Consider the following 13,744-nt stretch of genomic DNA (forward strand, 5'->3'; position numbering starts at 1 on the left):
CGGGAAGGGGGAACCTCAGTGGAAATCGTCGATAACATTAAAGGAGCGTCCATCAAGCGTTCCGTGGACAGTGGAACCGAAGAACAGAGAAGAGCCGTACAGGCGATCATTGCAGAGGTGAAGGAAGCTGGCGATGATGCCCTCTTCCGCCTCACCGGTAAATTTGACGGAGTGGACCTCGAAAGCCTGGCTGTTTCTAATGAAGAAATCGAGGACGCCTTCTCGAGCCTTGATCCCGAGTTGATTACGATCATCGAGGAGGCGGCATGCAACATCCGGGACTTTCATGAAAAGCAGAAGCGCCCTTCTTGGTTTGAAACAAAAGCGGACGGCACCATGCTCGGTCAGAAGATGACCCCACTCGACTCTGTCGGGGTGTATGTGCCGGGCGGAACCGCCGCCTATCCGTCTTCGGTCCTGATGAATGTCCTTCCTGCAAAAGTCGCGGGAGTGGAGCGGATCGTCATGGTTTCTCCACCGGGCAAGGACGGGAAGGTCCCGGCGGGTGTCCTCGTGGCAGCGGAGATCGCCGGCGTGAAGGAAATCTATAAGGTCGGAGGCGCCCAGGGGGTTGCGGCCCTTGCCTATGGAACCGAATCAATCGCATCCGTCGATAAGATCACCGGACCGGGAAATATCTACGTGGCCCTAGCCAAGCGGGAAGTATTCGGCGATGTGGATATCGATATGATCGCCGGACCGAGTGAAATCGTCATCCTTGCCGATGAGCATGCGCATGCCGATGAAATCGCGGCAGACCTGCTTTCACAGGCTGAGCATGACGTCCTGGCATCAGCGGTCCTTGTGACCGATTCGAGGGAGGTTGCAGAAAAAGTTTCCCGTGAGGTGGAGGAGCAACTTTCAAGCCTTCCGCGAGAAGCGATTGCCAGAAGGTCCATTGAAGAGTACGGCACCATCTATGTCGTTGATTCCATGGAGGAAGGCGTAGAGGTCGTGAATGATCTTGCGCCGGAGCATCTTGAAATCCTGACGGCCAAGCCGTTCGAGACGATGGCCACGATCCGCCATGCGGGTGCGGTCTTCCTCGGAAGGTTCAGTTCAGAGCCTGTGGGCGATTATTTTGCCGGCCCGAATCACGTCTTGCCCACCAACGGAACGGCACGATTCTCAAGTCCGTTGAATGTAGATGAATTCATGAAGAAGACAAGCATCATTTCATATAGTGAAGCAGCCCTGAAGGAACATGGAGACAAGATTGCAAAGCTTGCCAGACTCGAAGGGCTCGAAGCCCATGCCAGAGCGGTAGAGATCAGATTCAAGGGTGAAAAGTAAAAGGAGTGCAGACCATGACGAGAAATGCGACCATCACACGTAAGACGAATGAAACCAATATCAGCCTGTCTTTTGGAGTTGACGGGGAAGGGAACTCGAAGATCGAGACCGGGGTGCCGTTCATGACCCATATGCTCGACCTCTTTACCAAGCATGGCCAGTTCGATACGGTCATCGAAGCGAATGGGGATATCGAAGTGGATGATCACCATACAACGGAGGATATCGGCATCTGTCTTGGACAGGCACTGATGGAAGCCCTGGGTGACAAACGGGGGATCAAGCGATACGGTTCTGCCCTTGTTCCGATGGATGAGGCCTTGGCCCAAGTCGTGGTGGACTTGAGCAATCGTCCGCATCTGGAATTCCGTGCCGAGCTACCGAGTCAGAAAGTGGGGACATTCGATACGGAGCTTGTCCACGAATTCCTCTGGAAGCTCGCCCTGGAAGCGCGGATGAATCTTCACGTCATCGTTCATTACGGCCACAATACCCACCACATCATCGAGGCGATCTTCAAGGCTCTCGGGCGCGCCCTTGATGAAGCAACGACGATCGATCCCCGCGTGAAAGGGATCCCGTCGACGAAGGGGATGCTGTAATCATGATCGGAATCGTCGATTATGGCATGGGGAATTTATTCAGTGTGAGCAAAGCACTGGAAAGACTCGGTGTCCCGTATGTGATCAGCGATGATCAAGAAGAACTCTTGAAGGCGGACGGGATCATCCTCCCTGGTGTTGGGGCGTTCAAGGATGCCATGGCCCTGTTGGAGTCCACTCATCTGAAGGAAACGATCACGGCCTTTGTACACACAGGAAAGCCGCTCCTTGGCATCTGCCTCGGCATGCAGCTCCTGTTTGATGATAGTGAAGAAAACGGCCGTACAAAGGGACTTGGGCTCCTGCCGGGAACGGTCGTCCGCATCCCCAAGGAAGATCAGGACGGGAACACGTATAAAGTGCCCCATATGGGTTGGAATCACCTCAACTACGCCAAGCCGTCCATCCTGACCGAAGGATTGGAAGAAGGGTACGTTTATTTTGTCCACTCCTACTACGTTCACGAGGGAGAGCCAGATGTGACTGTCGCGTCCGCCGACTACGCCGGCGTGCGGATCCCGGCTGTCGTGAGCCGTGACAATGTATACGGCATGCAGTTCCACCCTGAGAAAAGCGGAGAATTGGGCATGGAACTTCTCAAGAATTTCACAACACGTGTGGAGGTTAGAGCATGAGTTTTACCATCTATCCCGCCATTGATATGCGCGGAGGCAAATGTGTCAGACTGATCCAAGGGGATTATAATCAGGAAACCATCTACGGAGACTCTCCGTTCGACATGGCGGCAGGCTTCGTGGACCAAGGGGCGTCCTGGATTCATATGGTGGATCTGGACGGGGCGAAAGCAGGCTCCCGGGTCAACGGGGAGCATGTCCTGAACGTCGCCAAAAACCTCGGTGCCAAGGTGCAGATCGGTGGAGGGATCCGTACCGAAAACGATATTGACTATTACCTTGATGCAGGGGTCGACCGGGTCATCCTTGGAAGCATCGCTGTATCCCAAACGGAACTCGTGAAAACCTGGATCAAGCGCTACGGGGGAGACCGGATCGTCATCGGGCTTGATGCGAAGGATGGCTATGTGGCCACCCATGGCTGGCTTGAGACGTCGGAGCTTACCGCCATTGACCTCGGGAAGGACCTTGCCGATGCAGGGGCGAAGACATTCATCTTCACGGATATCGCAACAGACGGGATGCTGTCCGGACCCAACGTCGAGGCGAACCGGGAACTGGCAAAGGCGACCGGCGCCTCCGTCATTGCTTCAGGTGGGGTAAGCTCCCTTCAGGACCTGAAGACGCTGAAGGAAAGCGGCGTGGGTGGAGCCATCTGCGGCAAATCCCTCTACACGGAGAAATTCACCGTGGCTGAAGCCATCAAAGAGGTGACATCATGCTGACGAAACGAATCATCCCCTGCCTCGATGTAAAGGAAGGACGCGTCGTCAAAGGCATCCAGTTCATCGAACTGCGTGACGCAGGCGACCCGGTGGAGCTGGCAAAGGCCTATGATGAGCAGGGAGCAGACGAGCTTGTATTCCTTGATATCTCCGCGTCCCATGAAGGGCGCGAAACGATGGTCGAAGTGGTGCGGCAGGTAGCAGCAGAGCTTGCAATCCCGTTCACCGTCGGCGGCGGGATCAATTCCGTCGATGACATGAAGCGGATCCTCCGTGCCGGTGCCGATAAAGTTTCCCTTAACACGGCGGCGGTGCTGAGACCGGATTTGATCAAGGAAGGCGCAGATTATTTCGGTTCCCAGTGCATCGTCGTCGCCATCGATGCGAAGAAGGATGTAGAGAACGGGACATTCGGCGTCTACACCCACGGCGGCAGAAAGCTGACCGACCTCGATGCCATCGAGTGGGCAAAGACAGCAGAATCCCTTGGGGCCGGTGAGATCCTCCTTACCAGCATGGACAGCGACGGGGAGAAAAACGGCTTCCATCTTGAACTGACAAAGGCGGTGAGTGAAGCCGTCTCGATCCCGGTCATCGCATCCGGTGGGGCAGGCAATGCCGGGCACTTCAAGGAAGCCTTCACTGAAGGACGGGCCGATGCCGCCCTTGCTGCATCGATTTTCCACTATAAAGAAACAAGCATAGAAGAAGTCAAACGATACTTACGAACGCAGGAGGTGCATGTACGATGACAGAATGGCTTGGAGATGTCGTCTATGATGAGGCGGGACTCGTACCTGCCATCATTCAGGATGCAGGGACGAAGGAAGTACTGACCCTGGCTTATATGAATGAAACATCATTGAAGAAGACGGTGGAGACCGGAGAGACCTGGTTCTATTCACGGTCCCGTCAGGAACTTTGGCATAAAGGGGAAACGAGCGGGAACACCCAGAAGGTACGGAACATCACGTGGGACTGCGATAAGGATGCCCTCCTCGTGATGGTCGAGAAGGCAGGACCGGCGTGCCACACCGGTGCAGAAAGCTGCTTCAGTGAAACCGTACACGGGGAGAAGGCTTCGACCGGGGCAGAAATCCTGAAGACGCTGGAAACGCTCATCGCCGACCGCGACACAGAGCGTCCGGAAGGGGCCTACACGACCTACCTTTTTGAAAAAGGAGTCGATAAGATCCTCAAGAAAGTCGGAGAGGAAGCATCAGAAGTCATCATCGCGGCGAAGAACCGCGACCCGGAAGAGCTGAAGTGGGAAACCGCCGATCTCTTCTACCACGTCCTGGTCCTCCTGAGGGAGCAAAAACTTCCATTGGATGACGTATTCAACGTGCTGCTCGAGCGTCATAATAAGTAATCCCTCAAGGGGCGGTCCCTGCATATCCTGCGGTGGCCGCCCCTTAAAATATGGTAGTTCAGTAGCGGTGCGTTGTATGTTATACTACGGTAGTTACATTACGAACGTTTCGGAGGATTTTGATGAAAAAAGGGTCAAAAACAGTCAGTGAGCAAGCAAAGGTGCTGTCCTTCGTCCCAACAGGTGAGTATTACTTCACGAAAGGGATGAAAGCATACCACCATCGTGAACTGAAAAAATCATTAAAATATTTAAATAGAGCATTACAACTGGAACCATTGGAGCCGATGATCGCATGTCAGCTTTCCATTGTCCTGACAGAACTCGGTGATTTTAAAAAAGCCAATGAGCTGCTGCATGAAATCCTGAAGGATCTTGATCCGCGCATGAGCGAGTGCCATTATTTCCTTGCAAACAACTATGCGCATCTCGGTTTGTTCAAGGAAGCATATGAACAGGTGTCCGCCTACCTTGAAAAGGACCGCTTCGGTGAATTTGCCGAAGACGCCGAAGACCTCCTCGAGCTCCTCGAATTGGATTCCGACCTGATCACCGATGAGCTGTACGAACATGATGACCTGATCGCCAAGCAGGAAAAAGCGAAAACGCAGCTGGAGGCAGGCAACTTCCAGAAGGCGGCCGATACCCTTCAAGGTGTGATCAAGGAGTATCCCGAATTCTGGTCTGCTTATAACAATCTGGCCCTCGCGTACTTTTACCTTGGTGAAGTGGAACAGGCCGCTTCCACTCTGGAAGAAGTGTTGGAGAAGAACCCGGGGAATCTGCACGCCTTGTGCAATACCGCCGTCTTCTACTTTTATCAGCGGAGATTCGATGAGTTGGATGAGCTCATTCTCGGCCTGGAAAAAGTGCGTCCGATCAACTTTGAGCATCGCTATAAGCTCGGCGCGACCTTTGCCCTCATCGGTCATGCGGAGAAAGGCTATGAATGGCTGAAGTCACTGCAAAAGACGGGCTTTGAAGGAGATGCAAGCTTCTTTTACTGGCTTTCACATTCAGCGTTTGAAACCGGAAGGCACGATACGGCCCAGAAGGCATGGAAGAAGGTGCTCGACCTGGCCCCGGAAAAAGAAGGACAGGAACCATGGAGCGGGAAACCGAAAGGCGAAGGATTTGAGAATCATATCTCATCGATCCTGAAAAAGCTCAAAAGCGAAGATGCTGAAGAGCGCCTATTCGGGCTATTCCTGCTGTCTGTGTCTGATTATCAGGAAGCGATTCTTTCCCATGCCGATTTTTGTGAAATCGATGATTTGTCCATTGTGGAGAAGCTTTACCTTGCCCAGATCCTGAATGGCCGGGGAGGGAAGTCGGTGCAGGTGAATGAGATGCTTGAGTCCATCCATGCGACCGCCCTTCACTTGTATAAGAACCACCATCCGATTTCAAGTGTCACGTCCGGCCTGTACCTTACATGGTTCACCGTTGCGTATAGGGGCTTAAAAGAAGGAGAAGACTTTAAGAATACAAAGGCCTTCGCGGCTGCGTTGGAGTACACGTGGTATCGCCTCAGAAGCGAAGCGAAGACAAAGAAGGAAGTCAGCGGACGATACGGGATTTCCCCGTCCACATTGACAAAATATATCGCTACCGTTGAGGATTACCTCTCCTGAGCATATATTTGGACGGTTCTTTCCTAATTTTATAGGATAGACGTAGGAAGTTCATACTAAGGAGGAAACCAAACGGTCCACCCTCCATAGTATTTAAATAAGAACTCTGTTCGGAAGGAGAATCAGCTATGTCAGAAGAGCAAATTTATGATGTCATCATTGCCGGAGCAGGACCTGCAGGCATGACGGCTGCAGTATATACATCCCGTGCGAACCTTTCCACCCTCATGCTTGAAAGGGGAGTTCCAGGCGGGCAGATGGCCAACACGGAAGAGGTCGAAAACTACCCTGGATTCGATACGATCCTCGGTCCTGACCTTTCCAACAAGATGTTCGACCACGCGAAGAAATTCGGAGCGGAATACGCATACGGCGACATCAAGGAAATCATCGACGGGGAAGAGTACAAGATCATCAAAACCGGTTCAAAGGAATTCAAAGCACGTGCCGTGATCATCACAACAGGTGCCGAATACAAAAAAATCGGTGTCCCTGGTGAAAAAGAACTCGGCGGACGCGGTGTTTCGTACTGTGCCGTATGTGATGGTGCCTTCTTCAAAAACAAAGACCTCGTTGTCATCGGAGGAGGAGACTCTGCCGTAGAAGAAGGGGTATACCTCACCCGTTTCGCGAACAAAGTGACCATCGTTCACCGTCGCGATGAGCTGCGCGCCCAGAAGATCCTTCAACAGCGCGCATTCGATAACGAAAAAGTTGATTTCATCTGGAACCATACCATCAAAGAAATCAACGAAGGCAACGGGAAAGTCGGAAGTGTGACACTCGTGTCCACTGAAAGCGGAGAAGAAACAGAATTTAAAGCAGACGGTGTGTTCATCTACATCGGTATGCTTCCTCTGACAAAACCATTCGAAAGCCTCGGCATCACAAATGCAGAAGGCTACATCGAAACGAACGAACAAATGGAAACGAAAGTGCCCGGCATCTTCGCGGCTGGTGACGTACGTGAGAAACAGCTTCGTCAGATCGTTACCGCAACCGGTGATGGAAGCATCGCGGCTCAAGCCGTCCAGCACTATGTAGAAGAACTGAAAGAAAAGGTTAAGCCTGTATAATACGGTGAAAGCCCTGCAGACCCAAAGTCCGCAGGGCTTTTTTTATTTCTTTCTCAAATGGTTCTCCAAAAGCAGGGCAAGCTCGGTCAAGGTCAACGATTCCGCATCTTCCTTCCGCTCGTATACCCCTTCCTTCACCAGTCGACAGATGAACTGCTCCTTCTGTTTCTCAACGGCTTCGCGCAAAAAAGGCAACAACTCCACTCCCTTTCTACCTGATTGAGAAAAGTGTAAGAGATTCTACAGGCGATTTCATCCTTTATGTAAGCTTTTCTACCTAAATTCTATTTTTCTTGTCAGGTTTCCTCACATAACAATCCAAATTCAGGATGTTTCATGTATAATCAAGGTATTCCCTTTTCAGGAGGATGAGTGAGTGTGGAGAAGGAGCCTTCCTATAAGGATAAAAAAGTGATTTCCATTGGGGTCGTCAGTGAGCTCACCGGTTTGACAGAGAGAAAAATCCGGTATTATGAAGAGAAGAATCTGATTTTCCCTGAGCGGTCCAATCGGGGGTACCGAAAGTATTCGTTCCGTGATGTGGAGCGATTGATGGATATTGCCGACCAGCGGGAGGAAGGCGTCACGACCAAGGAAATCAAACACGAGCTGTCTAAAAAAGAGAAAAACGAAGCGAAGCAGAAAATGATTAGGGGTCAATTGAATGCACGGTTCGGAGTACAAAAGAAATAGGGGATCAAATGAAAATCGGACTCTTTCCGCGGAGAGTCCGGTTTTTATTTTGTTCATGATAGTGGCGTGAGGGAGAGTGTTTGGATTGGTGTGTGATTGTAAGGGACCGTTCCGTTTCGCTGCGGCCGGCCGCTTTCCTGCGGGGAGGCAGTTGAGCCGCTTCGGCTGACGCCTCCAGGGTCTCAACCTTGCCTCTATTCCCGTGGGAGTCGGCCGTCCTCCGCTGCACTGTACTCTTCGATGATTGATGGTGATTGTGCTGTTCTGGTCATTTGATGTCCTGTGGGGTCACTTGCTGTTGCATGGTTAGGTGATAGGAGACTGCTTTGATTTTCGCACTTGTTGCTCTATGGTTCACTTGTTCCAGATTCTCGAAAAAATAGAGGACCTCTTCTTCATTGCAGTCCTATATGATAAACGCTCTTCACCTTAGTCTATTTGAGAACATGTGATGGGAACATCCTCACCAATGAACTTGAAATTTGTTTCCGTCGGGGTCGTGAAAGTGGAAGTAGGCGTGGCCTTCATCGTGTTGGATGTTATCGACTTTGACTTGGTGATCCGTTAGGTGCTGATGAAATCCGGGTATGTCCGGGGAGGTGAATGCGATGCTGAACGCTTGTTCCTGATCGATGGTGAAATGAGCATATGTTTCATCCCGCGTAGGAACGAGGATGAGGAGGGAGGGACCTTCATTGATCTTCAATATCGCAAGCTCCTCGTTATGGGACAGCAATTGAAGCCCCAGGATATCCCTGTACCAATGCGCGGACAGCTCCAGGTCTTTTACGGGGATTCGGTTATAATGCACTTGTTCAATAAACGATGTACTCATGTATTCATCTCCTTGTATTGGTTTATATGTACAATATTTCATTCTGCCTTCCCTTCTCATTCCCCTGCTTTCCATCTCGAAATATTGTCCATTTTTTTACATTGTTTAACGTGAGTAAAATGATAAAGGAGTTTATAGCTTGGGTACCATTTCTTCAATAGCATGAATGACTAAGTGGGGCTCGTCGATGTGGACGGCATGTCCAGCGTCGTGAAGTAGAAGATGATTACTTCTGGTGGAGAGGGCAGCGAGTTCCTTCTGGAATGTCATCCACTGATCCATAGAATGGGTTGTGTGATGGGGCTGTGAACCACCTGTAATAACAAGTAGAGGGGTTTTTCCTAGATTTATTCCTTTTACTTGCTCCAAACTTTCTTCAAACTCTTCTAAAGAAGCTTCTACTGTGAACTGCCCATAATATTCTCTTTGTACGTTCTGAGCGAATAGTGGTACCATCTTTTTGTTTTGTTCTTCATGAACAGCATCCAACAACATAACACCAGCCACTTCTTCAGGATACAGGTTGGCAAATAACCTCACATTCACCCCTCCGAAAGAATGCCCAACAAGAAGGTACGGGGGTTTCACCTCAGCTTTTATGAGTAGGTTTCTCAAGTTTTTAATGATTTGAATACTATGTTTCGGTTTATTGCTTCTTCCGCTCCTGCCGATGCCATCCCGATCATACAAGAATACATTCGCAAACGTTGAAACATCATTTCTAATCGGATCCCAGTTAGTCAAGTCCCACCCATAACCTGACTCGAAGACAATCGTTAAACGGTCACTAAAGCTCCTTGTGTATTCATAATATAGTTCGACGCCTTCAATATTCACCCTATGTCCAGTTATATCTACAGTCATAAACCCCTCCGGAAATATGTCATTACAGAAGTAATTCTCGGGATTCTTCCATTCCCCTTCCTATTTGTGTGAAATCGCATGAAAACCATGTAAGTGCTTCTGCAATAAAGGTCTGAAGATCAATCATGGGATATACCCTCATCTGCGCATACCTTCTAGACCGAAGCGAAGCGAAACGGTCCCCAACGCCAAACCGCATCCCAATATACAAAGAAAATGATGACCCCACCCTGTAAAATCCAGCACAGATTCCTACCACGCACAAAGTGAAGTGAAGCGGAGGCCGGCCGACTCCTATGGGAAAAGCGGGCAGGGTGAGACCCTGCAGGCTTGCCGAAGCGGCTCACCGCACGCCCCATGGAAAGCGGCCGGCCGCAGCGAAACGAAACGCCCCCATCACAACGGGACCCCCCATTCAAAAATAGGACTTCCCTCACAAAATCCACCCATCCAAAAATAAACAGGATTATAACCGCATTTTCAGGGAAAATAACCACACATACATCCAAGTTTAAACGGAAGGTCGGGGTAAGATGAAAGTGTGGAAAATGGTCGGAGTGCTGGTGGTTGTGGTCCTCCTGGCCGGAGCATATTATTTATTCTTCACAGATAAAAAAGAAGCCGCAGACAAAAAATATGTGGTCGCCCTCGGAGACTCCCTCGTATACGGAAAAGGGGACAAGGAGAACTCAGGTTACATCGGTCGCCTGGAGGACAAGGTGAACAAAGAAAAGACGGATGAAACCTACTCATTCGAAAACCTGGGCATCCCTGGTCAAAAGTCAAACCAGCTTCAGAAGCAGCTCATGAAGCCGGACGTGACGAAGGATCTGCCCGATGCGGATCTGTTCATCATCAATATCGGGACGAATGATCTCATCAAAAGCAATGGCGGAGACTTCAAGCCCCTTCACCATGATAAAATCATGGCGGCGAAGGAAGAGTACCTGGACAATCTTGACGAAATCATTGATACCCTTCACACGATGAATGAAGATGCTCCGATTCTCGTGATCGGGCTGTATAATCCGTATCCGGACCGGGACAGCGACAAGATCGAAGCCTATGTGGATGATTGGAATGAGACGATCATCAAGGAAGTGAAGAAGAAAGAAAATGTGAAATACGTTTCGTCCAATCCCCTGTTCAAAGGAAAATCGAAGGGAGAATATTTCTCTGATTCCCTTCATCCGAACGGGAAGGGATACGACCTGATCGCGGATCAAATTATGGACTCTTATACCTTTTGATGCGCATTTCGACAAGGGTCAGCAAGGATTCGACAAAGGTTAACAATTCCGTAATACCGTTTTAAATCTGCTGTAACACAGGTGCAATATTTATCGGGTAATATAGAAAATAAGAAATTGACCCCCTTTTAAGTAATAAATCCCTTTTAAGACACAGGACTCGCCTGTGTCTCTTTTTTTTGCCACAAAACTGTAACAGTGAAGCTGGATGGCCTGTATTGGTCTGCGGGCAACGGGATTTGGACAAATTATTCGATGTTTATCGACATTGTCCCGCCACCGCAGACATTGTAGCTTGTATGCGTTCATAGTATAATGAAAAGAATGATAAAGAATGGGGGAGCTGTACATCCCCATAGTCGGATTGAGGTGAATGGAGTGCAGAGAGTTACGAATTGTTTATATCAGGATGGAGACAAGGTTCTCCTTCTTCAGAAACCGAGAAGGAACTGGTGGGTCGCGCCCGGCGGCAAGATGGAGTCCGGTGAATCGATCCGTGACGCCGTCATCCGCGAATATCGGGAAGAGACGGGGATCTACTTGAAGAATCCTGATTTGAAGGGGGTTTTCACCTTCATCATCAAAGACGGAGATCAGATTGTCCAGGAGTGGATGATGTTCTCGTTCTTCGCAACGGAAGCCGATGGCGTGAACTTCCAGGAGTCGGAGGAAGGAACGATCAAGTGGCATAATATCGAAGAGATCCGGGAGCTTCCGATGGCAGAAGGGGATTTCCATATCCTCGATTACCTCCTGCACGGAAAGAAGACCATTTATGGAACCTTCACCTATACACCAGATTTCAAGCTTTTGTCCTACCGATTGGATCCGAGCTGAATAGGGTTTACACGAAAGCAGATAGATAGAAATCTTACAGGGGGGAAGAGCATGAGTACGGGTTCAGTAAATGAAGTACAATTAGTCATCATCACCGGGATGTCGGGTGCCGGCAAGACGGTCGCCATGCAGAGCTTTGAAGATCTGGGATTCTTCTGCGTAGACAACCTGCCGCCGACCCTGCTTCCGAAGTTCCTGGAACTGATGAAAGAGTCGGGTAATAAGATGAATAAAGTCGCGGTCGTCATGGACCTCAGGGGAAGGGAGTTCTTCGACCACCTCTTTAAATCACTGGATGAACTGGCGGAAACGTCTTGGGTGACGCCTCAGATCCTATATCTGGATGCCGATGATGCGGCCCTTGTCCGCCGCTACAAAGAAACGCGCCGTACCCATCCGCTGGCACCTGCAGGTCTTCCACTTGAGGGAATCAAGCAGGAGCGGGAGCTGTTGGAGGAATTGAAAGGTCGCGCCCAGATGATTTATATGACGTCGGATATGAAGCCGCGTGAGCTCCGCGAGAAGATTTTGACGGAGTTCTCCGTGAATAAACAGAGTATCTTCACTGTGAATGTCGTCTCATTCGGATTCAAGCACGGCATTCCGATCGATGCCGATTTGGTGTTCGATGTGCGCTTCCTGCCGAATCCCCATTACATCGAGTCCATGCGTCCACGGACGGGCCTCGATGAGGATGTATCGACTTACGTTCTGAAGTGGAATGAGACGTCGAAGTTCATCGAGAAGGTGACGGATCTCCTTTCCTTCATGCTTCCTCAGTATAAGCGGGAAGGGAAGAGCCAGCTTGTGATCGCCATCGGCTGCACGGGCGGTCAGCATCGTTCCGTCGCCCTGGCGGAGTATATCGGTCATCATTTTGAAGTGGATTATGAGACCATCATTTCCCACCGGGACATCCAGAAGAGAAAGGGCATAACAACATGACCTATCAGCCTAAGGTTGTCGTAATCGGTGGAGGGACAGGACTTCCTGTCCTCCTCCGGGGATTGAAGCGGCACCCGATCGATATTTCGGCCATTGTGACCGTCGCAGATGATGGCGGGAGCTCCGGCCGGCTGCGTGACAGCCTGGACATCCCTCCGCCTGGAGACGTCCGGAACGTACTCGCGGCCCTGTCTGAAGTAGAGCCATTGATTGAACAGATGTTTCAGCATCGATTCGAGACGGAAAATGAGCTGTCCGGTCATGCACTAGGCAATCTGATCATTGCTGCCATGACGTCGATCACGGGGGACTTTGTCCACGCGATCCAGGAGATGAGCCGCGTCCTGAATGTGAACGGGAAAGTCCTTCCTTCTGCAAATCAGAGCGTGGTGCTAAAAGCCGAGATGGAGGACGGTTCCATCGTGACGGGAGAATCAAGTATCCCTGAAGCGGGGAAACGGATCAAGCGCGTCTTCATCGACGCGGATTCGGTGAAACCGCTGCGTGAAACAGTCCGCGCCATCGACGAAGCCGATTTGATTGTGATGGGACCGGGAAGTCTATATACTAGTATATTGCCGAATCTTCTTGTACCGGGTATCGGTGAAGCGATCTGCCGGTCAGAAGCGAAGAAGCTTTATATATGCAATATCATGACCCAGGCGGGAGAAACGCTTGATTACTCCGCGAGTGACCATGTGAAGGCGATCTTTGATCATATGGAAGTGCCGTGCATCGACTGCGTGCTTGTGAATAAGAAGCAGGTGCCGGAAGGAGTGAAGGCCCTCTACCGTGAAGAGCAGGCAAAGCCTGTCCATTACGATGTGGAGAAGCTGTCGTCCATGGGGCTCGAAGTGGTGGCGGAGGATATTCTATCCTACGAAAACCAGCTTGTGCGTCATAATACAGAGAAGGTGGCCGATATGATCTTTTCATATCTGAAGGAGTCACTGGAGAAATAATGTTGTTTGCTAGGAGGTGAT

Annotated in this window: 16 protein-coding genes; 13 read left to right on the plus strand and 3 right to left on the minus strand. The window is 50.5% G+C overall.

Translation table 11 applies throughout. The features are described 5' to 3' along the window. Nucleotides 1-18 precede the first annotated feature (18 nt). From hisD to trxB, 8 genes are all read left to right on the plus strand, one after another. The gene (hisD, locus tag ACNA6I_RS17360) at nt 19-1,293 is read left to right on the plus strand and encodes a histidinol dehydrogenase (RefSeq protein ID WP_416313850.1); all 1,275 of its coding nucleotides are present in this window, start codon (nt 19-21) and stop codon (nt 1,291-1,293) included. A gap of 14 nt (nt 1,294-1,307) precedes the next feature. Further along, nucleotides 1,308-1,895 carry an imidazoleglycerol-phosphate dehydratase HisB gene (hisB, locus tag ACNA6I_RS17365; RefSeq protein ID WP_159130041.1) on the plus strand — a complete coding sequence of 196 codons (588 nt, stop codon included), beginning with the start codon at nt 1,308-1,310 and terminating at the stop codon, nt 1,893-1,895. 2 nt (nt 1,896-1,897) lie between these two features. Further along, nucleotides 1,898-2,530 (plus strand): imidazole glycerol phosphate synthase subunit HisH, encoded by a 633-nt coding sequence (hisH, locus tag ACNA6I_RS17370; protein ID WP_063190649.1) that lies wholly within the window; start codon nt 1,898-1,900, stop codon nt 2,528-2,530. After that, on the plus strand, nt 2,527-3,255 hold the full coding sequence (hisA, locus tag ACNA6I_RS17375) for a 1-(5-phosphoribosyl)-5-[(5-phosphoribosylamino)methylideneamino]imidazole-4-carboxamide isomerase (protein WP_416313851.1): 729 nt from the start codon (nt 2,527-2,529) through the stop codon (nt 3,253-3,255). The genes hisH and hisA overlap by 4 nt, the downstream gene beginning before the upstream one ends. Further along, nucleotides 3,249-4,007, plus strand: a complete 759-nt coding sequence (gene hisF, locus ACNA6I_RS17380) for an imidazole glycerol phosphate synthase subunit HisF (protein ID WP_048006701.1) — start codon at nt 3,249-3,251, stop codon at nt 4,005-4,007. The genes hisA and hisF overlap by 7 nt, the downstream gene beginning before the upstream one ends. Beyond that, nucleotides 4,004-4,627: a bifunctional phosphoribosyl-AMP cyclohydrolase/phosphoribosyl-ATP diphosphatase HisIE gene (gene hisIE, locus ACNA6I_RS17385; protein ID WP_416313852.1), complete on the plus strand. Its 624-nt coding sequence runs from the start codon at nt 4,004-4,006 to the stop codon at nt 4,625-4,627. Before hisF ends, hisIE begins: the two co-directional genes overlap by 4 nt. Before the next feature lie 122 nt (nt 4,628-4,749). Continuing rightward, complete coding sequence (locus tag ACNA6I_RS17390; protein ID WP_416313853.1) at nt 4,750-6,261, plus strand: tetratricopeptide repeat protein; 1,512 nt, start codon at nt 4,750-4,752, stop codon at nt 6,259-6,261. A gap of 128 nt (nt 6,262-6,389) precedes the next feature. Further along, the gene (trxB, locus tag ACNA6I_RS17395; protein ID WP_048013419.1) at nt 6,390-7,337 is read left to right on the plus strand and encodes a thioredoxin-disulfide reductase; all 948 of its coding nucleotides are present in this window, start codon (nt 6,390-6,392) and stop codon (nt 7,335-7,337) included. A 42-nt stretch (nt 7,338-7,379) separates the two neighbouring features. Here the strand turns inward: trxB and ACNA6I_RS17400 are convergent, their stop codons facing one another. Further along, nucleotides 7,380-7,532 (minus strand): hypothetical protein, encoded by a 153-nt coding sequence (locus tag ACNA6I_RS17400; protein ID WP_156183431.1) that lies wholly within the window; start codon nt 7,530-7,532, stop codon nt 7,380-7,382. 183 nt (nt 7,533-7,715) lie between these two features. On the opposite strand from ACNA6I_RS17400, the gene ACNA6I_RS17405 reads away from it, so the two are divergent. Then, nucleotides 7,716-8,030, plus strand: coding sequence for a MerR family transcriptional regulator (locus tag ACNA6I_RS17405; protein ID WP_048006705.1), 315 nt, complete (start codon nt 7,716-7,718; stop codon nt 8,028-8,030). A 463-nt stretch (nt 8,031-8,493) separates the two neighbouring features. Here the strand turns inward: ACNA6I_RS17405 and ACNA6I_RS17410 are convergent, their stop codons facing one another. Together ACNA6I_RS17410 and ACNA6I_RS17415 are read right to left on the minus strand one after the other, a co-directional pair. Then, entirely contained in the window at nt 8,494-8,865 is a 372-nt protein-coding gene (locus ACNA6I_RS17410; RefSeq protein WP_048016200.1) for a VOC family protein, read from the minus strand. Between the two features lie 132 nt (nt 8,866-8,997). Next, on the minus strand, nt 8,998-9,729 hold the full coding sequence (locus ACNA6I_RS17415; protein ID WP_416313854.1) for an alpha/beta fold hydrolase: 732 nt from the start codon (nt 9,727-9,729) through the stop codon (nt 8,998-9,000). 533 nt (nt 9,730-10,262) lie between these two features. On the opposite strand from ACNA6I_RS17415, the gene ACNA6I_RS17420 reads away from it, so the two are divergent. The 4 genes from ACNA6I_RS17420 (at nt 10,263) to ACNA6I_RS17435 (ending at nt 13,723) form a co-directional block, all read left to right on the plus strand. Next, on the plus strand, nt 10,263-10,979 hold the full coding sequence (locus ACNA6I_RS17420) for a GDSL-type esterase/lipase family protein (RefSeq protein WP_416313855.1): 717 nt from the start codon (nt 10,263-10,265) through the stop codon (nt 10,977-10,979). A gap of 378 nt (nt 10,980-11,357) precedes the next feature. Further along, nucleotides 11,358-11,816: an 8-oxo-dGTP diphosphatase gene (locus ACNA6I_RS17425; RefSeq protein ID WP_048013415.1), complete on the plus strand. Its 459-nt coding sequence runs from the start codon at nt 11,358-11,360 to the stop codon at nt 11,814-11,816. Between the two features lie 51 nt (nt 11,817-11,867). After that, nucleotides 11,868-12,761: an RNase adapter RapZ gene (gene rapZ, locus ACNA6I_RS17430; protein WP_048013414.1), complete on the plus strand. Its 894-nt coding sequence runs from the start codon at nt 11,868-11,870 to the stop codon at nt 12,759-12,761. Then, a complete protein-coding gene (locus ACNA6I_RS17435) occupies nt 12,758-13,723 on the plus strand; it encodes a gluconeogenesis factor YvcK family protein (protein WP_416313856.1) in 966 nt (321 codons plus the stop codon). The genes rapZ and ACNA6I_RS17435 overlap by 4 nt, the downstream gene beginning before the upstream one ends. Nucleotides 13,724-13,744 lie beyond the last annotated feature (21 nt).

Origin of the sequence: Rossellomorea sp. FS2 (assembly GCF_047915635.1) — a bacterium.
GTDB classification, from domain to species: domain Bacteria; phylum Bacillota; class Bacilli; order Bacillales; family Bacillaceae_B; genus Rossellomorea; species Rossellomorea marisflavi_A.